Raw genomic sequence first — 19564 nt, forward strand, 5'->3', positions numbered from 1 at the left:
TCCGGAGTATTGAATTAAAAAGCTATTAACTAATGGAAGATAATAAGATTTCTCAATTTATTCAAGCGCTTAAATTCTTTGAGCTAGAGTTAGAAGAAATGACCGAAAAGCCTGGTTATGAAGATAGAAGAGGCAAAGTGATTGCCGTAAGAAAAAAAGGCGACCGTTCGCGGATACTGTGCGCCTATTCAACCTATGACGAACTGTTTGACTGGGCAAAACAACAATTCCGAAACCCCAATTAACGCTTTGGTTGAGGATAATTTCACAGCCGTTTATCACCATTGGAAAGCCGCCACATTTCCTGCTGTTGCGATCGCTCCCGACAGCCTTGGTGTATACCCAACATTGGCGTACATCAGCTTTGATTCTGTTTGCGATAATCCCACGGTCTTTCGCCACCATTGGGAAGCCGCCACACTCCCAGCTTTTGCGATCGCCCAATCTCTTCGGCGGTGTCGAACACATCAGCATTGTGGCAGTTGGCACTGAATTGCTTGTAGTGGTAAGCCAGACCCGCTTTAAGCATTTCCTCTTGTACTGATTGTTCCCCATCCGGTGTATCGAAGAGGACTTCAGCCACAGTGCGACCGTATTTATCTCGATCCATTTCGATAACGATGACTTGGTTGGAGGCTTTGGCAACCAGGGAACGCAAGTAATTCCGAGACTCGATGCCCAGCGGTTGTTTTGCTTCGGGCGCGTCGATGCCGCACAGTCGGATCTTTTGTTCGCGACCGTCACACTTAACTCGAAAAGTGTCGCCGTCGTACACCGAACCATCTATAACGGAGCAGCGGAGGGATTCGGTTTCGCTGGGGCGCTTGGCTAGTTTGGGTTTGTCGGTGTTGGGTTGTTGTTGTTGCAACTGAAACCAAATCAAACCTGCGATTGCTAACAGGGGTAGGGTGTTGAGGAACTTCTGCATTTATTGATTACCCAACGCTTTTTCTATTGCCAAATGTGCCAATTGTCGATCAATCCACTTCTGGCAATCTGCAAAGGATTTGGCATCTTTAATCAATACCTTAGCGCCCGATGGAAATTGAATTAAAAAGCCTACTTCTTGCGGAGTAATGGTGCAGTCTCGATAGCTTTTAATTAACATCAATCACGACCTCCAAGTTGATCTGCCTGTCCTTTTGACCCAGGTTCTTGATTCTACGAACTTTGCCTGCTACGGGTGATTTAATCTGAGTAATCTCCCGCAGTTTCCCTTCAATTTCTTGTTTCTTGCCCACCAAGGAAGCTACTTGATACTGTTGTCGCTGCATTTCCGATTGCTGCCTCACCAGATTTAAAGAGTGTTCGTACTGCTGGTATTGGTAATTGCTCTTCGCTTTGTTGAGTGCTGCAATAGCGCTATTGAGTTGCCCTACTAATCTTGCTTTAGATTCAGAAAGTTTAGTTCGGTTGTTAGCTTCATTAGCGATATCCTTTGCCTTTTGTTCTAGTTTGTTAGCTTCCAATAACTTCCTCAACTTTTCATCTTTAAATCTGAACGATGTTTCTGTTGGAGGTAATGCCGGGTTAGATTCCATTAGTTTGATTTCATCCTTGATTTGTTGGATGGCTGCTTCTTCAATGGCAAAGTTAGGTTCTGGAATCTCGGCTAATTTGCTAGCAGGTAGCGATAATTGTTTGATGCTGCTGTCGATTTGGTCGCGCTCTGCTTCCAAGGATTGCCTTTCGTCAGTGCGATCGCTGATGATTTGTCCGGCTCCAACTTCCGACCCTTCAGCAATCTTTAAATCGTTGAGGGAAACTACTTGCACTTGAATCCGGTGTCTTTTTCCAGGTTTTGATGCCGATTGCTGTAGCTGAATGATGGGCTGTTTTTGTAAACTCGGTATGGGTGTAGGTGGGCTTTGCTGCGGATTGAGATTAATAAAGGGTAAGAATCCCACAATTCCCGCTCCCAACACAGTTGCTAAATATTCCTTCATTTGTCTACCTTATAACTCTGGTTTGGGGCTAAATATCTTGGCTTCTAGGGAACCCGCGATGTATTGTCCGCTCAGTAATTTGATGGCTATTTCTAGCGGACAGTAACTCAAGTTTAGTTGAGTTCCAGTTAATTTTGCAATCTCTAATTGTTTGGGATTAGTGGGGATTTTAATCGATTGCGGTTCGTCAACAGTTAGCGTACCCGTAAGGAAAATAAGTGCGTTTTGCACGGGCGCGACGGCAAACTCTTCTTCATCGAATTGTAAAGTTTGAACTGACGAAGATGCAGGTTTGCCAACTTCCGCAGTTAATCGGCTGCTGATGATATTCGCACCAGTTTTAAAAACTCCCAGTTTATTAGCCAATACAAACTCGTTGCCTTCTCCTGCTACTATGAAATATTTGCCGTCTGATGAACTAGAATCGCTGGCGAAGGTTCCGCTGACCTGAGCATAAATATGGTGCGATGCGGCGTTCTTTTGGTAAGTCTCAGTCGCATTAGTTCGCAATCCCAGAGAGCTACCCACAAGCGCTGTTGGACCACCAGTGCCACTTAAGTTAATCGCTGCAACCAAAGTAAACACTGCAATTATCAGCACCCAGTATTCCCCCGATTTGCCAGTTTCAAGTCTGCGGTTTGGATTACTGACCGATATACACCAAGCGGGATGCGGCCAGAAAAACTGCACGCCTTGTTTGGTGAACACATCGGAGAAGCAACTGAGCAGGTGTCCCAGGGGCAGACAAAGCCACGTTCTCCAATCGAAGTAGAAATACAGCGGTGCCGAGAGAAACGCGATCGCTAATGTTGCTATTAGCGAATGAGTAACACTGCGGTGGGGAAATCGATTCTCTATCCAGTTGCTAATCGGAAATAGGATTTGTCCTATCGTACTTGTAGAAGTATCCAAATCGGGAAGTTGACTGCCGGCAATTGCTAATGCTAAATGCAGGGGATTGGCAGTGGTGAGAATCAAACTCGTTCCCGCTGCTGCGATGATGCTGTGGGTTAAGGCCATCAAAATGAGTTAACTCCTAACATTGCGAAATTGACACGCGCCATTACTGTCCGAGTTTTTTCTTTGCACCTTCAACCCGCCCCAATTGTTTGGCAGCCATCGCCACAGTTAAAGCAACGCCACCAAAGATTTGCCAGTTCTTGTTGCCCGTTCCCATGCCCACATACCGCAGGATGGCAAAGCTGAACAATGCGGCAATCAAGATGGGCATCATCACCAAATACTGGCGGTGCTCCATTGTTTGGTTGATTCCCAGCTTCTCTTGCCTCACTACTTTTCTAGCCAGCATCGGATTCCTCCCGGCCAGCGGTTGCAGTTGGGAAAGCCGGGCCGGTGTCAAGTCGAAATTCAACTTTGCTGCTTCATCCTGCATTGCTTCGCGGATTGCCCGATCGCTTGGTAGTTCGAGTTTGACTTCGAGCATTTCGATAAAAATATCTCGCTGGGGGTTCGCCACCGCAAAACAGCAAACTAGGCAACCAGCTTCGATTAAATCTTCGAGCCAAAACCGAATCCCCGTCGTCAACCGTTTGGCTTCGGGCAGAACCAACAGCGCATCGGCGGGAAGGTTGAGCGCTATTTCCTCTTTGAGTTGGTCTAGGCTGAGTTGCTTGATTCTGCCTTTGTCATCCTCCACAACGGTTGGAATGTCGAACTGTTCGGCTAACTGCTGCAAGAACTTCTTGCCGCTTCCTTTGTAGATAGCCGTGGCAACTGAAAACTCTCCCGCCAATTCCATAGCAACGCCCGCTGCCACATCTTCCAATCCGGTTCCCAACTCCCCGGTGACGATGCAGCAATGACCGCTGCGGAGTATTTCACAGACTTTGGTTACTTCCTCTCTTACTTCTTGCCTAGATTCTGACGGTGCCGCTCCAACAGTTGTTGAGCTATTGCTGCGGCGTTCTGCTTTGGGTTGGCTGCTTCCCTCACTGCTTGGAGTTTCGCTTTGAGGTCATCGGGTAGGTCATCCTCCGTCATCCCATTCGCCAAGTGCAGTCTCACTAAATCGGGCATCGCCGCCTGCTGCACTTTGAGTTCGGCTGCTTCCCGAATTAATTGCTCCAGCCCGTCCTCATCCTCCTCGCTCCCCGGTATCTCCGGCTGCACGGGAATATCCAATGCCGATGCCAAACCGGAACTTTCCGAGAGCGCTAGCTGCCCGCCTCCCCCGAATCCCTCCATCTTCCCCGTTTCTTTGATGTGCTCGTTTAATTCCTCCATCACTTTCATCTGCTCAGCGCTCAGGTAGGTTCCCTCCGCATCCTTGTTTGCTTTGATTCCTATAAACTTCAAACGGTCGTAATACTGAGACTTTTTGATACCCAATGCTTCGCAGGCTTCGTCGGGTGTTGTTCTGGCGGACATTGCTTGTGTCATCGGAATTCGTGTAAATTTTGTGTGCTGTGTTTACCATAATATGCGCTACTTGCTGCAAAAAATCTAGCAATCAACCGGAATCAGAAACCGGAAAATCCAGCTATTTTGCTTGCGTAATTACGCTACCATAGCAACCAAAAAATGTGTATAATTTAGCAACATTAAGTGAGAGCAGGCTTATGGAAACCGACATGGGCAACAACCGAAGTGGGGCATGGAACATGGGAACCTTGGCGAAAAGGCGCAGGAATCCCAAAAGCGGGGAAAGCGTCGAAAACAGGGATATCCTGACTGGTGCGGATTGGAATGAGGGCGCAACCAGCAAGAACCGCACTGGAGTTAGCACAATCTCTGAAAGTATTGGCGGGGACGACATCACTGATTGGGCGAGGTTTCGGGTAAAGTTTCCGGTGCAAGTGAATCTGGTAACGGACAACGCCATCGCAGCAATTGTGAACTCTAGCCGCAGCGTGGTTGTGGATTCGAGCGATGGCTATTCCAGCAATTTGACAGCAACATTGCAGCCGGGTATTTACTATCTCCAGTTCAGCACCGAGTCTTCAATTCCCTCTTTGTTTGCTTCGCAACTGACGCTAACCAAGGTTTAGCTAATTCATGCAGATGATGGCATTAGGGCAGTGTTGTTCGATGAGGGAACGGACAACACTCCACTCACCCCGCCCCCCAGACCATCCAAGCTTGTAGGGAAGGAAAGGAGTTAGTTCCAAGTCCAGGGATTTGTGGTGGAGTTTAGATAAACAGAGCGCCAGGGCTTCGTAATCGGTATAGCGTTTCTTGCTGCCATGCAGGTTTTGACCCGCCATACTGCACACCCATAACTCAGGAGTGGAGCTAACCCGAATCATTTGGATTTTGCCGGGAACAAAGCGTTTTCGACCTGCATCAGGGCCGCAGAAGCGTTGATACTCCAACCCAACCACCGGCCACTTCGCTGCAATTCCTTTACCCAAACCCGTATGAATCACCCCCGTACAACAGACCTGGTGAGCGATGATGCCCGTTTCGACATCCCGAATGAGTTTGAGTTTCATTTCTAGTACCATGTGCCGTATGATACTCGGTTGTTGGAAACTCAAAACAAATCAGAGTTGCTGAAAGTAATAATTCCGTAACAAACTGTAATAACTTGGATTAAAAATTAAGTTGGTGCAGCATCAAAATACTTGAGAGAGAGGGAGCTTGAAAACACCAAATCAGATTAGCTTCACGGGCAAGTGCACCGAAACACAACGACTATCTCAGTATGCGAGTGCACCGAAACATCACCAGTATCTATGCAGGCAAGAGCACCGAAACATCACCAATAGCTCTGAGTACGGAAACACCGAAACACAGCCAATAGCTCCGAGTGCGGAAACACAACGACAATCTCAGTATGCGGGTGCACCGAAACAGAGCGACTATCTCAGTATGCGGGTGCACCGAAACAGAGCGACTATCTCAGTATGCGGGGGCACCGAAACAGAGCGACAAACTCCGTGTACCAGAATCGGGAAACAATGGGGAATCTTGGGCAACGGGAAAAGTGGGAGGAATGCAACCGCTGCCCCAAGTGAGTAACTACCAGCGTCCGCAAACCTGGTAGTAATCCGATTCTATTTCGTGTTGTAGTTCTAATTGAGCTAAATAAGGTTCAATGGGTTGTTCTGGTTCAATGTATTGAGCTAATTGTTGTTGATAGAACAGGGCGATGAATTGTACTAAGCTAATTAGGAGCATGAGAGTATGGTTCCTGTTTGTAGTTTTATAACCAATGCGATAGCCGTTTTATCGAATCTTTATTTGTAATTGCGTTACCTGAATAATTAAGTTTTCTTATTCCCAGCAATCTCCTGATTTAGGCAGCAACGCCAACCATCTTTGGAGGGATTGCTGGGCAATGCGTATATGCGAGTGCACCCAAACTCTCAGCCCACAAACTCTGGTGGGCCCGGATGCAGAATTAGATGCAGGGATTGGAGGAATTGCCCCGTCGTCCGGTTCTCATGGAGCCTAGAAGAGTGCTCACGACGGTACAGCGTTCGGCATTTTCTTTGATTAGGTGAATGCGACCTAAGCGTCCGTTACTGACACCGAGCCAGTTGTACTGCATCCGATAAGCTTGGTCTTTGTTGTCGTAGTAGAAAGTGGCAGTTTTGATGGTAACTTTGGGGTCGATGCCCGCACTTTGCCACTGGGGTGGTTCATCAGTGCGGTTGACCGAGTATTCGATACCTTGGGGAGTTTGTCGAATCAGACACTCCATGATTAGTTTGTCTCGCCGAGCTTCGGACTTGGCTTTTTGGAAGCACCAATAAATCCGGTCGTTCGCCACGCTAACTTGTTGGGAATTGATAAAACCTATCCAACCTGGAACGGCGATGGCACACAGGATGTTGAGTACCGCAATTACGATAAGTTTCTCGGTTAATGTGAATCCTGAATCTTTAGTGGAATAGCGCATGACATTTGCCTGATATTGTTTGCACCCATGCGGTAGCTGTTTTCTGATAATTTCCTGTTTCCTTGACAGCTACGGTAGTTCCATAAAAAAGAGCGATCGCACTCCACCGAAAGTACGATCGCTGTTGATTTGAGAGCGCGCTTACTCTCGGTCAGCTTCAGTAACTCGGTGCTTTGCCGGTTGTTTGACGCTTTTGATTCCGAGTTCGGTATCCATATCTACGCCAATTAATTCAGCGTTGCGTTCCATCCATTCGCTAACTTCGTCGAGGGTGGCAGCGCGTCGTTTCAATTTCCCAGGTTGCGGTTGTTGTTTCTGAGGATTCTGGGCTTTGATGCGATTGGCTTGATTCCGAGCTTCCTCAAACTCCTCTGGTTCAGCATTCTCGGCTGCATCGATCGCTTCGTTGATGCGGCGGGTTGCCTGTTGTTGGGGTGCTTCAACTTGCTTTTTGGTGAGATTGTTCTCATTAATCTCAACGAGACGTTCTTTGACTCGCTGGAGGTTGCGCTTGCGAGCTTGAGCGGATTCCAAGTCTAAGAAGAAATCCGGTGCTGCGATGAATTCCTTGATGCCCGTATTCACTTTGGCGGCTAGTTCGAGCATTTCACTCAAGAGTTTTGCCGACTTGGATGTGAGCGCTGTTACTCCGGTAGTGTCGAAGTAAATCCTTCCCTGCCAGCAAGTATCGCCCCGCATTTGTTCAATCAATACGTCGGGGATATTGGAGAACTGCGTTGCAGAGATAACGATCGCCCGCTTGTTGGGATTGCGGAAATCGGCTTCAATTCGGATGCCGCTCTTGAGGTCGGTCGTGTAGCGGGGTATCGAATCCAGGGATTCCAAGGATTCATCTTCAATGCGTTCGAGGATTCGATGTCCCCATTCGTCCAGGGCTACTGAGAGGAGTTCTTCGGTAACGGCTAACAAATCTTTGAGTTTGGTCAACTCTTGGATGCGTTCGAGTCCGAAAGTATCCTCGAAGTGGGTGCAAAAGCGCTCCCAGAGGTGTTTGTTGAGCGGTTGGTAATCCCATTCATCTTTGGAGTAGGAGCCATCTTCTTGGCGGCAACCCGGTGCGATGATAAATTGCTGTAATTCTCCCTTGGATTTGGCATCTGAAAAAGCTGCTCCCTTATCTCGGTTCTGCCAAGCAACTTGTCTCAACCCGTAATAGAGTTTCTTGTAGGTGGAAAGCGCATCCTTGATAATGGTTTGGGCTTGGGCACCGATGACCACTTTTTCTGAAGCTTTGGGTGCGTAGATTCCGAGTTGGGATTTGTTGATGAAGCTCATGGTCGTTCTCCTGAATTGAATTCTGTTTACACCGAATGCGAAAGCAGTTTTATTTACTTTCATTTTTTCTTTTCTCTTCTTGTCTCTGAGCCTTTTAACGCCTTGCTCAGGGCAATATTCTAAGAACGATAACGAACTATTCGGAGAGCCAAGTTGTATTGATTGGCTAGGTTAATCATGTGCTGTGTTCCCCGCGACGAGCCATCCCAGAAAACGATGCAATGAGTGCTATAGTTTGCCATTGATTCATTGCGTCGATAACCCGCCGATTTACCGTAGCGATTCCAATCTGCGGGCATTACCTTGAGCGCAATACCTCGTGATTGGGCGTAGCGTTCACCGAGGCGATCGGCACCACGCGCTCCTCCAGATACTATTTCTATCTGGTCTGGAGAATAGCGTTGGAGGTACATATCCAACAATCTTTCGAGTAGTTCGTAATCTGTAAAATCTCTCGAACCAGCGATGATTACTTTCAGCATTGTCTTTTCCTCCTGTTGTTAGTACAAAAAAAAGGTAGAGATTTTACTCTCTACCTCATCCCCAATCTCGTTAACTCAGTTGTTGTTTGTATTCACTCCGCATTTTCCAAAAGGTAATGCTGAATCGTTCTTGGCTGTGCCACAAGATTGCATGGGGTGATTTACAGTTGAATTCATAGATATCTCCATCCTCCAAATCAATAACTTCCCGATTGTTGGGTAAGCCAATGCCAAACTTTGCTTGTCCGAGATTCACTCCTCTGGCGATCGTTGTTGCATAGTTGTGATCTCGATGCCAATCAATTTTCCCGTTATAGGTTAACAATGCTATATCGCAGCCAGGGAAAACTCGTTGAGCAAATTTCTGGATGCGATTATCCGTATAAGCTGGATAAACTCGTGCATTGGTTCGCAAATCGCATTCTGCAAATATCCACATTCTCATTCTGTCGGGAGCGTAACGGGATACATCTCGGCTCATATCCTCGATTCGTTCCTGACACCAATTCCTCAAATCATCGATTGAATTCGGCTCTACTTTGTTGATAAACTTAACTGTCATTGTCTTTTCCTCCCTTGATTAGTTAATACAAAAGCGAGGTCTTTCGACCCCGCCCGAAAACCCTTACAGGTCATTCTTATCCATCCACTCCAAACAATTGACAATCACATCTCCGTGACAAATCTCCGAATCTTTACACCAACAGGTCAACTCCAGAGAATCAAAATCCTGATTCTTCGTGATTCTTTTCGCTCTTGACTGCAAAAACTTCAACTCATTCCATGCACTATTAGATTTACCAGCCATACCCTCTTTGACCTGTTCCCAAATCCATTGACGATATAACTCAACTACTTGCTCACGAGTTCCATGTTTACCAATTACAAATGGATTTGCAAGGGGACTTGGCTTTAACTGATACGCTTTATTTCCGCGTCCGATATAGACCCGATGAAGCGCATTGAAACCGAATACACTGTCTTTACCATTTGTGCGTTCAAACATTTGACTTTTCCTCAGTCACTACATTTTTAGGAGACAGAGGTGCGAGGAAAAGTTAGATTTTGTTAGGCTTGCGTGAGCGTCAACTACTTCTTAGCTAATCGGGTAGTTGCGACCGTTTTGTTGGCTTCTCGCCCTGTGTTTAGTAGCAGTTGGCGAGTCTTCGAGCCTTACTGCTAGTTGATACGGGGCGTGAAGCTTACAAAACTGCCAGCTACCCGATTAGCTTAGAAGTTGTCCGCGAGCCAAGTCTTACAAAATGTTGCTTATGTCAAGGCTTAGAGTTTGCTCTTGAGAAGAGGTTAGAATTGGCAAGATTTCAGCCGCCGACAACACTCAAAAGTAAGTAAGATAATTCGTTGTCGGCGGTTGAAATCTTAGCCAATTGTTAGCGAGTCGAAAGATTGCAAACTGTTACTTGCTCTCGGACGCTTACTCCGACTTAGCAAATACGGTTCACTTATAAACTGCCAATTTTCAGGGACTTGCTTGGAGGATACGGTTTAATTAGTGTCAGTTAGCGAGTCTTCGAGCTTTACTGACACTTGGTAAAGCGTGTTCGCCAAGTGAGTTCCTGAAAATTCCTTGCAGTTTGTTAGTGAAGCCTATTTGCTTAGTCGGAGTTAGCGTCTGTGAGGCCTTGCACATTTTTCCGACCGCCTCTGTATACTACCTATGCTAGTGACGGCCCAGCGGCCTGAGCGACGTCAAATAAAGAAAAGCGAAGCAACTGCTTTTGCGAGGAAGTTCGAGCGAGTAATTTCGGACAAAGTGCAGGAAATCCTCGCTCGAACTTCCGAGGCGTCTCTCCCCCCGAGGGGGCAGGGGGGCAACGCATATCAAAGCGAAGCAACCGTTTTTCTTGAAAGGGCGATCGATGCTACGGGTGAAGGTTTCCCCAATACTTGGGATTGCAGCGGGCGATTCACGCTCGGATAGCTTCGCTTCACGAGTAGTCAATCCTGTGTTCTGATGGTAGCGGGCGATCGCTTCGGGTAATCCAGAAAGTACGATCGCGGTCAACAGCAATGATTCCACTAACCACGGGCGATCGTTGATGCAGACACACCACTCTCTGCATGAAAGATACACCCTATTCACCGCTTCTTTGGCTATAATTGTCCTAAAATAGCGATAATTATTCTGCACAAAGGGAACAGTGGGAGCTAAAAAAAGGACAAATTACACTTTTTCAAACGCTTATGATGAATAAAAACTGGCTTTTATCTTCTGTGTTCATAACTTTTCACTACCACCACACACAAAACAATATCGGGTGAGGTTTAGTTTTGAGTGTTTGCAGCAAGTGATGGGAGAGAAGCAGAACATCAATGGAGTTGGTTTCCAAGGTTTGCAGCAAGTGATGGGAGAACTTGAGAACAGGGCGAACGAGAAATGTTACATCCAAAGCCAGAAACAATTGGGAGCGATCGTACGGTCGCGGGGAAGTTGCAGAGGAAGCTACTGCGGGCGGGGGGTTTGGTATTCCCTGCTGATGATTGGGACGTGCCGATGCTGATGCTTGAATGGCAAGCAACGGGGTTGGAACTTCCCCTGGACGCTTGGGGGAGTAAAGCCAAGAAGCGGGGAACTACGGGAACCTTCCACTTTTACCAGGATGATTACAAATTCACGCAACTGTTATCGAATCCGATGGCATTACCCGCCCTTTATCCCAAGGCATCCTGTGAATTGAATTTCAGCACCGACTTGAATACTCCCCTGGCTTACCTGATGGGATTGATTTATGCCAAGCGCTGGACGAGTCGGGTTTGGCAATCAGAAGCAGCAATTCGGATTTGGGTGGATGTTAACTTTGCAGCGGAACAAGCCGAGTGGCAGTTGCTGGGAGTACCGAAGGGATGGAGGGCTTATTCGACTAGGGGCTGTGGCGATAACTTCCAGTACAACCTAGACCAGTGGGAGATGGCGTGCGATCGGGCGGGGACGAAAGAGATTGTATTTTTGGTAGTGGGAGGTGGCAAGAAAATCAAGGAACAGTGTACCAAGCGACATTGGATATGGGCTCCCAGCTTTTGGGAAAGGGCAACGGGCAAGTTTGAAGAAGAAGGGGGAAGCGATGGGCGGTAGAAGTAGCGGGGGATGGGGGAACAAATTTGAGGAAGCGCTTCAGAGGCTGTCGATGCTGGAACAAAACCCGAATACTAAGGGAAAGTACGGCATCAAGCAAGTTAGACCGGGTAAGTGGTCGGTACTTCCTAAAAAGTGGAAGGGGGTGACAAATCCATTTGGGCCATAGAAAAGTGAGCCATCAAACCTGGTTTAGGAGCCACTGTCACCTTCGTCGCGGTGGGTGCAGGTTCTTTAAGAACTTGCTGGATGTAATCAATTCTGGAAGTGAGGAAATCCAATTGTTCCCTACGCTGCAACGCTTTAGCTGCTTCCTTGAATTCTGGAGACTCAGCCGTTCCTAAATGCACTACAAAACTCTTTCCCTTTTTACCCAGCAAATCTCGATTGGGAGAGCGCAATCGGTAGTAGGTGCGATCGCTGTTGCTGGGTGAATAATCCTCAATGTAAGCACCCTGTGGTAGTAAAGTTTGGCAATTTAACCGATAACGCTGTTTCTTGAAATTAGCCAACAAACGTTGAAGTTCTGTAGCTGAAGTGTTGTAAGCATTGAGGACTTTGGATGGAACCTTGGGGATAGCCCAAATGCAGTTTTCGAGGCGCACTAAATCGCATCCCAATATTGCTTGGAGGTAAGCTTTTCCCGATGTGGCGGAGTAGTGTTTTTCAAAAGTATTCCACTTGGTGATGATGCCGTCATTGAAGCGGTATGCCGACTCTTTAGCTTTACCCGTTAACAATCCGACTATGAGGTACTTTTGAGCTAAATTCCAGGCTGCAATCAACACCTGTTCGCGTTCTGCTGGGTCTTCGATTACCGATAATACGAAATTGAGCATTACCGCATCAGCGGGCAACGCTTGAGAATCGGCGAAATAGTACGGGTCATAGCGACTGACTACGGGATATCCCATTTCACTCAAGCGTTCTGCATCCTGACCGTAACCACAACCGTAATCGGTGATGGTAGTTTCTGGGGTAATGAATCCAAAGTCGATTCCTCTTTGGCAAGGTCGGCTTAATTTATGGCGGTTGATGGCTGCTTTGTGGCGGTGTAACATTGTGTTTGGCGTTGGGTGCGCTGATTCAACTAATAAGATTGTACCTCCCAGGACTAGCCTGGGAGTGCGATTCAATTAATAGGGAATATCATCGGTTGCCCAAGTATCTGTTACCCGGTTGCTAACTTCCCAAGAACTAACCGTTTTGAGTGCTTTGGGAGTTTTCACAACTGCGGGAATTACCGATACCTTGGGTTCAACAGATTCAACATTGCGTCTTTCCCAAGAACGGCGGTTGTAGGCTTTGAGTTCCTCCAAGTCCATGCCCCACTTTTGCGTACCGTAACTTACCAATTGTTCCAGAGTAAAGCGCTTATCCTGGGGAGTACCGAATACTTCTGCAAACTTGGCTTTGTAAGCATCCCAGGAGAAATCATCACCCTGGGCTATCTTGGATTTCCTGAGCGCTTTTCCTTGCAGTTCGCGGATGGCGTAATACACGCTTTCCCACTCTTTCTCACAGTAGTCTTTGACAACGAAGTCATTACCAAAAGCTGCATCAAAGTTAGGACGCTGGGGTTGTTTGGGAGTTGTAGAACGTGGCATAGTATACCTCTTCTCTCTTTGTTTTACACTACTAGCGGTAGCCGTTTTGTTGTTGTTTTTTGTGTGCTTTTAAAGTGTTTGAATTCTGGGAAATCGAAATTACTCAATTCCCCAGAGTTGAGCATTAACTCTCAGGTAAGGTTAACTGCGGTGATGGTGCAAGTTGGGGGAATGCGGGGATGGTCAAAGGGCGATCTGGTTCCAGGGCTTCCCAAGTCCATTCTTTGGTTTGTCGGTCGTAGCCTAGAAATTGCTCTTTCCAAGTATCCAGAGTAGGTTTGGTGTGCGAGCTAACGTAACAGCAGGGTGATTTCTTCTTATCTCCGACTATTTGGCGCTCTACCTCAAACTCGAATACGCACAAACTCTTAAACGAAGCGTTCTTAGGTTTGGCTGCAATGCGGTTTTGAATGGCGTGGCAAGCTGTAATCTCGGTGCAGAATTGTTGCCAATGCTTGCTAAAGCTAGCCTGATTCGCACCCTTGGCTTTGTAGCTCAAAGGAATTGAATGCAGCGGTTGATTGTCCGAGTTGACCAAAAATACTTGGAAGAATTGCACGTTGCTAATGCGCTCGTTTTCCTTGCAAGTGCGATCGTACAAACCGATTATGACCGTTTGTTGCAGCTTTTCGCTTTCATCGCGGTCAAAGGCGAGTACGGGTGTCTTGGGACATACAATCATCCGGGGGGTGCGAATCAGGATACCCTGCTCGGTTTCTCCCGAATTGAAGGTGTACTCGATTAGCTGGGATTCGTCGAAATCTAGCCAACCTGCTTGTGCCATCTGATCCGCAGTTACGAAGTAGCCGCAGTGTTCTAAGTTCGATTCTCCCCGCACTGCTTGAATGCGCGGTAGCCGAGCTTCGGGGTCTACGAAATCGGGACTGGCAAACTCATCGCGTTCGACGGTAGCTTCTACAATTTCGGAGATGGGCATTGCTTCGGATTGGACATCAGCATCGGATTGAACATCGACTTGTGATTTTTTAGCCATGATAAAACCTCCTATTTTTCACTCCAAGCGAAAGCCATTTACTTTCACTTTTATTGATTGTTAGTTATTGAGTTTTAGCTTTGATTGGCTGCAAGTTCATAGTTCATAGCTTGCAGCCGAGCTAAGATTACTTGGTATCAAAGAGTTGTTTTAGGGGAGCAAAATAAGGCAACAATGCTTCTACTCCTTCGCGAGCAGCAACTCGGATAACATCAGCTTGACAGAAGGGAAAATCTCGTTTAAACGGGTCTTCAAATTCATCAAAGTTTTGAGCGAATTCTACTTTCTGTGGATGTTGGGATAAGTGTCGGTGCCACAAAGGAATGTAGTATTGAATCCCCCAATCATCGATAGCAAAACTGGTGCCTTGTTCGTTCGACTTGTGCGGTAACTCGCGATCGCCTATTTGCCACGCTACTTGCTTGCATCCTTGACGCTTCCAATACCTGGCAGCAGTCCAGTTACCTGGTTCTGGGCAACCTTCAAAACGCTTGGCACATTGGTAGTGGTTCTCAATTGAATCCGTCGTACCAAAAGCTTTCACAAAGCAAAAGAATGGGCTGTAGCGCTGGTCTCCACGGGAATGACACTGCAATATACGCTTACCATCCTCAATGCGGTACTGACCCACAAATACTCGATTGTTCATAACCTTTACCTCAACTCAATGAATTGTTGTACCCCAGGCGATAGCACTTACCTGGGGCTTTTCTTTCTCAATTAATCAGTGTGCTATTGCAGATGTGCTGGATTCACCCCAAGTGCTTCGTATTCTTCACCTTCGGGTATGAAGTCTTCAACTAAAGTGCCGTTTACTTTAACTGTGGGTACGGCTTTTTGATTGCTTGTAACTTTGTGATACTCGCAGCGCACCGCTTCTCTTACTTTGTCCTGCAATATCTGAATGCAGGAGTCTTCATCTTCTTCTGGGTCTATTTGCGCCCATAACGAGCAGGATAAATCAACTGAATTGAAGTTAAGCAAGTTGAATTTACGAGTGTAGCTTACGGCGATGGTTCTGATGTTCATGGGTTTGTACTGAGTAATGTTGCACCCCAAGCGTTAGCAATTACTTGGGAGTTTTGTTGGTTATTGATGCTGTTAGAAATGGTCGGATTCAAAGTCGTAAGCTTGAGGATTCTGGGTAATCTGGTCTTGGTTCAGCCACTTTGTTTCCCCTTGCCCGGTGAGAGCTTTAACTCCAAAGTACCAAAGGGGTTCGGACATCAAAGAGCCATGTTGCCACCTGGGGGCATAGAGTTGGATGCCGAAGATACGCTTTTCTTCCCAATCATCGGGTGGTAAATCTGGCGTAATCAGCCACACTTTTTGACCGATGAAGTATGCCGGGTCTGGGATAATCCACTCGTCGTCGGGGTCTGCTGCAACTTCTAGGCAACACCGCAAGTTAATGATTTTGGTAGTTAGCTGAATGCGGTAAGGCTGGGGCAATTGAATGGGTTTATCGGGGTGAATTAACATGGCATTTTTTGGTTAGTTTCACCCCAAGCGATAGCCGTTACTTCGATATTTTATTAGTAATTAAAACTCTCATTTATCCAACAACTAAATTCACTTAAATAAAACGGCTAACGCTTTGGTTGCAAATAAGATTAATTAAAGCGATGAACCCGAACAAACCCGGTTGTTACTTGATACACTGGCAGCCCGCTATCGGTAATCTCAACCATCCCAAAGGTACGGCATCCCATTATTTGGGGAGTACCAAGAAACCTGTGGGCGATCGCTTGAAGGAGCACAAGTCCAAAGTGGGAGCGCGAATCACTAAAGCGGCGGTGGAACAAGGACGAGAGTTGGTGTTGGTGAAGACTTGGCATGGAGGGCGTACCAGGGAGCGGAAACTCAAAAAGCTGCACAACAACCGCTTGTTATGCCCCATCTGCAATCCCAATGCTGGATACAAACGCCATAAATCCAGGACACGCAAGAGTGGTGGAGTAGCGATCGATGTTGTGGAGTAGCGATCGATGTCGTGGCGAAAGTTGATTCAGTAGTTACGCTTGGTTTCTGAATCTAACCCAACTTTAAAATAAGCTGAGTTGTCCGTCACTGACTACATTGCATCTTCGGTGGCGCTTTGATAACCCACTACGCCAACCGGGATAAGATACAGCAGGCCATCCCGTGCTGATGAAATAGGGAATCTTAGCAACTTCTTGGAGCCATATCCGGTAGGGCGTATATTCCCGAAACCCAAAGGGATAGCGCTCCTTTGATATCCATTTCTTCGCTAGTTTACCTTCTATTGTTTCTCCCAACAGCAAGCATTGAGCTTCATATTCTAGAAGAGCATTGGCGATGCGATGGATTGCAGCATCTCTCCAAGTCGATCGTTTCATGAGCTAATCTCCGATTTAACTAAATTTTCAGTATTTTTTACCCATGCCAAGGCTGTAATATTGATACTTCCTCGGCATAGATAATTTAATTCTTCTCTAATTCTTGTTGTTGCTTCCTAGCTTCGGCAATTCTACGTTTGAGGGTTTCTATTGCCATCATCGCTGTCCAATTACCCCGGTTCGCTAGTTGGATGTACTGTTCTATCAATTCCTGAGTGATTTGTTGGTCGAGCCACTTCACTAACTCTATGGTTTGTTGGCGGGCTTGTGGGTTAGTATTGCCGAACATCTCGAACATTCCCAACCGCTGCATCTGCTCTAAGCTCATATTCTCTAACGCTTTTACGGCTTCTTCAAACTCTTGCTCTGACAAGGTGGGTGACTCTTTGGGATGCTGCTGTAACAGAAAGTAATCGATTTCTTTGTACGCACTGACATACATTTTATTGCAAACAGTGTCGCATAAAATAGCGTGTTCTGGTAACTCATCATCGGAACCTAAGTTGTAAGGCTCCAAGTGAATTGCGAGGGCTATGTGTTCTATTAGAGGCGCATACGCTGCGTAGTAGCTAAAGGTAGCCATTGCTCTGCCATTGCTCCATGTTGCTTTGCTTCCTTGATAGTAAAGGGCAAAGTATTGAGTGTTGCTGGCTCCCACCATTCCCGGTAACATTGGTGGCATGGGTACGGGTAATTGGATAAAGTGTGTTCCTAACATTTTTGTGACTCCTCTTGGTTTAGTTCAATAGAAAGAAAACAACCTTCAGCTTTATGGGGCAAGGCTTTAACCGCCTTAATTCCTTGTGTTATCAACACTTGGTCTGCTTCATCTAACAACTCAAACGAGTTAAAGTAAACTTGAATTAGGGCTGCATTTTTATGATGCTTTAAGCTGTACCCTCGTTCGTGATGGCAAGGGTTACGACATTTGACGAAACAAGCTTGTCTGAGTAAATTGTGAATGTTTCTGGTCATGTTTGTGTGTTCTGTTATTCAAATAAAAAGGGCGCTTTATCATCATTTTGATGATTCTTGGCATATTCGATATCTACCTGCTTTCTCAATGCTTCAAACTCATTAAATAAGTCAGTGCGGACGTACTTAGTATTCTTGACACTAGAAAGCTTGTAATAGGCGCGCTGCCACGGGTCAAAAGAGTTTAATGATGCGGTATAGTGCAGTAACCAATCGCAGTTGTTCAGGTGCTTAAATCCCCATTGTTCATTCGTCCATTCGGTATTGCCATCTCTGCTATGCCAACACAGATACACCGCACCGGGTAATCCTTTAAGCAGCACTATTTCGTACAAATTCCAGGGGTTTGTGTATTCATGGCAAAGTTCTTCATTGACACACTCTCCGCATTCATCAAAGCCCATTTGCGTACAATCTAAACCTAAAGTGCAATTCATGATATTACCTCAAACTTGCTATGTTTTATACCCTAGCGATAGCCGTTTTTTTTTAGTTACCTTTGTTTTTATGTTAACATTAAAGCCTGATAATATCGCTTTGTTACTAAGGATAATTTCAGGCTTTAATGCTAAGTTACCGCACTCTCAAATGAGTTTCGCGTTCTCCGAATTGTGCAACTTTTTGAGCTTCGATATCTCCCGCTTCTAAGGCTTGTCGAATGGCCCAATTATCGGCTGATACTTCAATGCGTTGAAACTGGGGAGGAAGTTCTGCTACTTCACAAGCAACTTTGAGGGGCAATACTCCGCCATTGTTGCTGATAGTTAAGTTAAAGCGGTGCAGGCTTAGTTTTTTGACACCCTGAGATTCAAGGCAAATCTTAAGTTGCTGCTTCATCCAATCCACCCGTTTGCTGTCGGTAGCTACAAGTTTACTCAGGCGTTCTGCTTCAGCCTTACGTTGTTTACTCAGGGCGTGGCGGTTGGTAATGGCAGCGCAGTAGTTATCAACTTTGATGAGCCATTGCTCGTAGGTGTTATCGCGTTGTTCGAGAAGTTGTTGCACCGCTGCTTCTAATTCGGGTGTGATTTCTTCACCTTCGATGCTGTCGATTAACTCATCAAAGTCCTCCAATTCGGCGGTGAGTTGATGTAATGATTTACCGCGCACTCGTTCTTTTTCTCGGTGAGCCTCACAACGGCTGGAGATCAGAGCGCGTTGGTCTGGGTTCATGTGTTGCCACGCCTGCTGCACAATTGAGTCGGATTCAGGAGTATCGGGAGCGTCGTGCTGTGCCGCTAATTGAGCTTTAAGGGTGGTCACTGCTTCTATTCCCTGCTCTGATGTTGCTAGTAATTGAGCGCACAGGGCATCCAATAAGAGCGTATTGGGTGTAGATTCAGTCGATTCAGTGGATGTAGGAGATTCCAGGGGGTCGGGTGATTGTGTCTTCTTTCTGGGCATGATGTTGTTGCTATGATTGTTTGCACCCATTGCGATAGCCATTTTGTTTTAGTTTCGTTAGTTATTACTTATTCGTTATTATTTAAAATAATGGAGTTGCCCCAAGTGCGGACTTGAGGCAGAATTTGTTACAGCATGACAACCACAGTCAGATTAGCTGCCACTAATTGAAATTGAGCTTCGGTCAACCCTATTGTTTCACCATCATCCGTGGATGCAGCAGCGATTACTTGACCGCTAAGTGCAATACTTCGGCGGGTAATGCAGGTTAAGGGCAATTCTTTGAATGAGAATTCCTCATCGCAGATTAAGTCGATGTCGGGGTCAATGAATTGAGCGCGCACGTATTCGATTAAAGCCTCTTCACCTTCAATGCCTACTCGGTTTTGCAGTTCTGCTAGTTTTAACTTCTATGCTACTTCTAGTCTGTGGATTCCTGTGTTGTTAATCAAAGCGTAGAGCATAGGTAATTCCCTATTATTTACACCCCAGCGCTAGCCATTTTGTTTAAATTATTTGTATATTTGTATTAATATTAATTT

Annotated in this window: 30 protein-coding genes; 4 read left to right on the forward strand and 26 right to left on the reverse strand. The window is 46.3% G+C overall.

The annotated features are described in order from the left end of the window. Positions 1-32 precede the first annotated feature (32 nt). Positions 33-245, forward strand: a complete 213-nt coding sequence (locus P2A85_RS29375) for a hypothetical protein (RefSeq protein ID WP_377481865.1) — start codon at positions 33-35, stop codon at positions 243-245. Between the two features lie 113 nt (positions 246-358). Here P2A85_RS29375 and P2A85_RS29380 read toward each other — a convergent pair whose 3' ends face one another. From P2A85_RS29380 to P2A85_RS29405, 6 genes are all read right to left on the reverse strand, one after another. Continuing rightward, positions 359-928, reverse strand: coding sequence for a thermonuclease family protein (locus tag P2A85_RS29380; RefSeq protein ID WP_377481867.1), 570 nt, complete (start codon positions 926-928; stop codon positions 359-361). Then, a complete protein-coding gene (locus tag P2A85_RS29385; RefSeq protein ID WP_377481871.1) occupies positions 929-1108 on the reverse strand; it encodes a hypothetical protein in 180 nt (59 codons plus the stop codon). After that, the gene (locus tag P2A85_RS29390; protein ID WP_377481874.1) at positions 1098-1946 is read right to left on the reverse strand and encodes a hypothetical protein; all 849 of its coding nucleotides are present in this window, start codon (positions 1944-1946) and stop codon (positions 1098-1100) included. The genes P2A85_RS29385 and P2A85_RS29390 overlap by 11 nt, the downstream gene beginning before the upstream one ends. 9 nt (positions 1947-1955) lie before the next feature. Then, the gene (locus P2A85_RS29395; protein ID WP_377482241.1) at positions 1956-2966 is read right to left on the reverse strand and encodes a metal-dependent hydrolase; all 1011 of its coding nucleotides are present in this window, start codon (positions 2964-2966) and stop codon (positions 1956-1958) included. Positions 2967-3009: 43 nt separating this feature from the next. After that, complete coding sequence (locus tag P2A85_RS29400) at positions 3010-3744, reverse strand: hypothetical protein (protein ID WP_377481877.1); 735 nt, start codon at positions 3742-3744, stop codon at positions 3010-3012. A 65-nt stretch (positions 3745-3809) separates the two neighbouring features. Further along, a complete protein-coding gene (locus P2A85_RS29405) occupies positions 3810-4346 on the reverse strand; it encodes a hypothetical protein (RefSeq protein WP_377481880.1) in 537 nt (178 codons plus the stop codon). A 179-nt stretch (positions 4347-4525) separates the two neighbouring features. Between P2A85_RS29405 and P2A85_RS29410 the strand changes: the two genes are divergently transcribed. Further along, the gene (locus tag P2A85_RS29410; RefSeq protein ID WP_377481882.1) at positions 4526-4954 is read left to right on the forward strand and encodes a hypothetical protein; all 429 of its coding nucleotides are present in this window, start codon (positions 4526-4528) and stop codon (positions 4952-4954) included. Here the strand turns inward: P2A85_RS29410 and P2A85_RS29415 are convergent, their stop codons facing one another. The 8 genes from P2A85_RS29415 to P2A85_RS29450 all read right to left on the reverse strand — a co-directional run bounded on the left by P2A85_RS29415 (position 4955) and on the right by P2A85_RS29450 (position 10672). After that, positions 4955-5398: a hypothetical protein gene (locus P2A85_RS29415; RefSeq protein WP_377481885.1), complete on the reverse strand. Its 444-nt coding sequence runs from the start codon at positions 5396-5398 to the stop codon at positions 4955-4957. Positions 5399-5927: 529 nt separating this feature from the next. Beyond that, positions 5928-6086, reverse strand: a complete 159-nt coding sequence (locus P2A85_RS29420; RefSeq protein WP_377481888.1) for a hypothetical protein — start codon at positions 6084-6086, stop codon at positions 5928-5930. Positions 6087-6309: 223 nt separating this feature from the next. Beyond that, positions 6310-6810 (reverse strand): Tfp pilus assembly protein FimT/FimU, encoded by a 501-nt coding sequence (locus P2A85_RS29425; RefSeq protein ID WP_377481892.1) that lies wholly within the window; start codon positions 6808-6810, stop codon positions 6310-6312. A gap of 141 nt (positions 6811-6951) precedes the next feature. Further along, a complete protein-coding gene (locus P2A85_RS29430; protein WP_377481895.1) occupies positions 6952-8106 on the reverse strand; it encodes a hypothetical protein in 1155 nt (384 codons plus the stop codon). Positions 8107-8225: 119 nt separating this feature from the next. Next, positions 8226-8588: a DUF2493 domain-containing protein gene (locus P2A85_RS29435; protein ID WP_377481898.1), complete on the reverse strand. Its 363-nt coding sequence runs from the start codon at positions 8586-8588 to the stop codon at positions 8226-8228. Positions 8589-8658: 70 nt separating this feature from the next. After that, positions 8659-9150 carry a hypothetical protein gene (locus P2A85_RS29440; protein WP_377481901.1) on the reverse strand — a complete coding sequence of 164 codons (492 nt, stop codon included), beginning with the start codon at positions 9148-9150 and terminating at the stop codon, positions 8659-8661. A gap of 63 nt (positions 9151-9213) precedes the next feature. Next, positions 9214-9594 carry a DUF4326 domain-containing protein gene (locus P2A85_RS29445; RefSeq protein ID WP_377481904.1) on the reverse strand — a complete coding sequence of 127 codons (381 nt, stop codon included), beginning with the start codon at positions 9592-9594 and terminating at the stop codon, positions 9214-9216. Between the two features lie 943 nt (positions 9595-10537). Next, positions 10538-10672: a hypothetical protein gene (locus P2A85_RS29450; RefSeq protein WP_377481907.1), complete on the reverse strand. Its 135-nt coding sequence runs from the start codon at positions 10670-10672 to the stop codon at positions 10538-10540. A gap of 314 nt (positions 10673-10986) precedes the next feature. Between P2A85_RS29450 and P2A85_RS29455 the strand changes: the two genes are divergently transcribed. Further along, positions 10987-11682 (forward strand): DUF4417 domain-containing protein, encoded by a 696-nt coding sequence (locus tag P2A85_RS29455; RefSeq protein WP_377481910.1) that lies wholly within the window; start codon positions 10987-10989, stop codon positions 11680-11682. 128 nt (positions 11683-11810) lie between these two features. Here the strand turns inward: P2A85_RS29455 and P2A85_RS29460 are convergent, their stop codons facing one another. From P2A85_RS29460 to P2A85_RS29485, 6 genes are all read right to left on the reverse strand, one after another. Beyond that, the gene (locus P2A85_RS29460; RefSeq protein WP_377481913.1) at positions 11811-12743 is read right to left on the reverse strand and encodes a DNA phosphorothioation-associated putative methyltransferase; all 933 of its coding nucleotides are present in this window, start codon (positions 12741-12743) and stop codon (positions 11811-11813) included. Between the two features lie 75 nt (positions 12744-12818). Beyond that, positions 12819-13289 (reverse strand): hypothetical protein, encoded by a 471-nt coding sequence (locus P2A85_RS29465; protein WP_377481916.1) that lies wholly within the window; start codon positions 13287-13289, stop codon positions 12819-12821. A 124-nt stretch (positions 13290-13413) separates the two neighbouring features. Then, a complete protein-coding gene (locus P2A85_RS29470) occupies positions 13414-14283 on the reverse strand; it encodes a DUF5895 domain-containing protein (RefSeq protein WP_377481919.1) in 870 nt (289 codons plus the stop codon). Between the two features lie 127 nt (positions 14284-14410). Further along, positions 14411-14932: a hypothetical protein gene (locus P2A85_RS29475; RefSeq protein ID WP_377481922.1), complete on the reverse strand. Its 522-nt coding sequence runs from the start codon at positions 14930-14932 to the stop codon at positions 14411-14413. Between the two features lie 83 nt (positions 14933-15015). Then, the gene (locus tag P2A85_RS29480) at positions 15016-15312 is read right to left on the reverse strand and encodes a hypothetical protein (RefSeq protein WP_377481925.1); all 297 of its coding nucleotides are present in this window, start codon (positions 15310-15312) and stop codon (positions 15016-15018) included. A gap of 72 nt (positions 15313-15384) precedes the next feature. Beyond that, the gene (locus P2A85_RS29485) at positions 15385-15765 is read right to left on the reverse strand and encodes a hypothetical protein (RefSeq protein WP_377481927.1); all 381 of its coding nucleotides are present in this window, start codon (positions 15763-15765) and stop codon (positions 15385-15387) included. Between the two features lie 143 nt (positions 15766-15908). On the opposite strand from P2A85_RS29485, the gene P2A85_RS29490 reads away from it, so the two are divergent. After that, on the forward strand, positions 15909-16265 hold the full coding sequence (locus tag P2A85_RS29490) for a GIY-YIG nuclease family protein (protein WP_377481929.1): 357 nt from the start codon (positions 15909-15911) through the stop codon (positions 16263-16265). A gap of 63 nt (positions 16266-16328) precedes the next feature. Here P2A85_RS29490 and P2A85_RS29495 read toward each other — a convergent pair whose 3' ends face one another. The 6 genes from P2A85_RS29495 to P2A85_RS29520 form a co-directional block, all read right to left on the reverse strand. Beyond that, on the reverse strand, positions 16329-16643 hold the full coding sequence (locus tag P2A85_RS29495) for a hypothetical protein (RefSeq protein WP_377481932.1): 315 nt from the start codon (positions 16641-16643) through the stop codon (positions 16329-16331). Between the two features lie 85 nt (positions 16644-16728). Continuing rightward, on the reverse strand, positions 16729-17361 hold the full coding sequence (locus tag P2A85_RS29500) for a hypothetical protein (RefSeq protein WP_377481936.1): 633 nt from the start codon (positions 17359-17361) through the stop codon (positions 16729-16731). Next, positions 17355-17618 carry a hypothetical protein gene (locus P2A85_RS29505; protein ID WP_377481939.1) on the reverse strand — a complete coding sequence of 88 codons (264 nt, stop codon included), beginning with the start codon at positions 17616-17618 and terminating at the stop codon, positions 17355-17357. Before P2A85_RS29505 ends, P2A85_RS29500 begins: the two co-directional genes overlap by 7 nt. Before the next feature lie 14 nt (positions 17619-17632). Then, on the reverse strand, positions 17633-18055 hold the full coding sequence (locus P2A85_RS29510) for a hypothetical protein (RefSeq protein ID WP_377481941.1): 423 nt from the start codon (positions 18053-18055) through the stop codon (positions 17633-17635). Between the two features lie 136 nt (positions 18056-18191). Then, positions 18192-19064, reverse strand: coding sequence for a siphovirus Gp157 family protein (locus P2A85_RS29515; RefSeq protein ID WP_377481944.1), 873 nt, complete (start codon positions 19062-19064; stop codon positions 18192-18194). 86 nt (positions 19065-19150) lie between these two features. Beyond that, on the reverse strand, positions 19151-19366 hold the full coding sequence (locus tag P2A85_RS29520; protein ID WP_377481946.1) for a hypothetical protein: 216 nt from the start codon (positions 19364-19366) through the stop codon (positions 19151-19153). Between the last annotated feature and the right edge of the window lie 198 nt (positions 19367-19564).

Origin of the sequence: Microcoleus anatoxicus, assembly GCF_042465725.1 — a bacterium.
GTDB classification, from domain to species: domain Bacteria; phylum Cyanobacteriota; class Cyanobacteriia; order Cyanobacteriales; family Microcoleaceae; genus Microcoleus; species Microcoleus anatoxicus.

Coding starts and splice junctions, on each gene's coding strand:
- P2A85_RS29375 (WP_377481865.1), top strand. CDS start 33: ATGGAAGATAATAAGATTTCTCAATTTATTCAAGCGCTTAAATTCTTT.
- P2A85_RS29380 (WP_377481867.1), bottom strand. CDS start 928: ATGCAGAAGTTCCTCAACACCCTACCCCTGTTAGCAATCGCAGGTTTG.
- P2A85_RS29385 (WP_377481871.1), bottom strand. CDS start 1,108: ATGTTAATTAAAAGCTATCGAGACTGCACCATTACTCCGCAAGAAGTA.
- P2A85_RS29390 (WP_377481874.1), bottom strand. CDS start 1,946: ATGAAGGAATATTTAGCAACTGTGTTGGGAGCGGGAATTGTGGGATTC.
- P2A85_RS29395 (WP_377482241.1), bottom strand. CDS start 2,966: ATGGCCTTAACCCACAGCATCATCGCAGCAGCGGGAACGAGTTTGATT.
- P2A85_RS29405 (WP_377481880.1), bottom strand. CDS start 4,346: ATGACACAAGCAATGTCCGCCAGAACAACACCCGACGAAGCCTGCGAA.
- P2A85_RS29410 (WP_377481882.1), top strand. CDS start 4,526: ATGGAAACCGACATGGGCAACAACCGAAGTGGGGCATGGAACATGGGA.
- P2A85_RS29415 (WP_377481885.1), bottom strand. CDS start 5,398: ATGAAACTCAAACTCATTCGGGATGTCGAAACGGGCATCATCGCTCAC.
- P2A85_RS29420 (WP_377481888.1), bottom strand. CDS start 6,086: ATGCTCCTAATTAGCTTAGTACAATTCATCGCCCTGTTCTATCAACAA.
- P2A85_RS29425 (WP_377481892.1), bottom strand. CDS start 6,810: ATGCGCTATTCCACTAAAGATTCAGGATTCACATTAACCGAGAAACTT.
- P2A85_RS29430 (WP_377481895.1), bottom strand. CDS start 8,106: ATGAGCTTCATCAACAAATCCCAACTCGGAATCTACGCACCCAAAGCT.
- P2A85_RS29435 (WP_377481898.1), bottom strand. CDS start 8,588: ATGCTGAAAGTAATCATCGCTGGTTCGAGAGATTTTACAGATTACGAA.
- P2A85_RS29440 (WP_377481901.1), bottom strand. CDS start 9,150: ATGACAGTTAAGTTTATCAACAAAGTAGAGCCGAATTCAATCGATGAT.
- P2A85_RS29445 (WP_377481904.1), bottom strand. CDS start 9,594: ATGTTTGAACGCACAAATGGTAAAGACAGTGTATTCGGTTTCAATGCG.
- P2A85_RS29450 (WP_377481907.1), bottom strand. CDS start 10,672: ATGCAGAGAGTGGTGTGTCTGCATCAACGATCGCCCGTGGTTAGTGGA.
- P2A85_RS29455 (WP_377481910.1), top strand. CDS start 10,987: ATGTTACATCCAAAGCCAGAAACAATTGGGAGCGATCGTACGGTCGCG.
- P2A85_RS29460 (WP_377481913.1), bottom strand. CDS start 12,743: ATGTTACACCGCCACAAAGCAGCCATCAACCGCCATAAATTAAGCCGA.
- P2A85_RS29465 (WP_377481916.1), bottom strand. CDS start 13,289: ATGCCACGTTCTACAACTCCCAAACAACCCCAGCGTCCTAACTTTGAT.
- P2A85_RS29470 (WP_377481919.1), bottom strand. CDS start 14,283: ATGGCTAAAAAATCACAAGTCGATGTTCAATCCGATGCTGATGTCCAA.
- P2A85_RS29475 (WP_377481922.1), bottom strand. CDS start 14,932: ATGAACAATCGAGTATTTGTGGGTCAGTACCGCATTGAGGATGGTAAG.
- P2A85_RS29480 (WP_377481925.1), bottom strand. CDS start 15,312: ATGAACATCAGAACCATCGCCGTAAGCTACACTCGTAAATTCAACTTG.
- P2A85_RS29485 (WP_377481927.1), bottom strand. CDS start 15,765: ATGTTAATTCACCCCGATAAACCCATTCAATTGCCCCAGCCTTACCGC.
- P2A85_RS29490 (WP_377481929.1), top strand. CDS start 15,909: ATGAACCCGAACAAACCCGGTTGTTACTTGATACACTGGCAGCCCGCT.
- P2A85_RS29495 (WP_377481932.1), bottom strand. CDS start 16,643: ATGAAACGATCGACTTGGAGAGATGCTGCAATCCATCGCATCGCCAAT.
- P2A85_RS29500 (WP_377481936.1), bottom strand. CDS start 17,361: ATGTTAGGAACACACTTTATCCAATTACCCGTACCCATGCCACCAATG.
- P2A85_RS29505 (WP_377481939.1), bottom strand. CDS start 17,618: ATGACCAGAAACATTCACAATTTACTCAGACAAGCTTGTTTCGTCAAA.
- P2A85_RS29510 (WP_377481941.1), bottom strand. CDS start 18,055: ATGAATTGCACTTTAGGTTTAGATTGTACGCAAATGGGCTTTGATGAA.
- P2A85_RS29515 (WP_377481944.1), bottom strand. CDS start 19,064: ATGGCTATCGCAATGGGTGCAAACAATCATAGCAACAACATCATGCCC.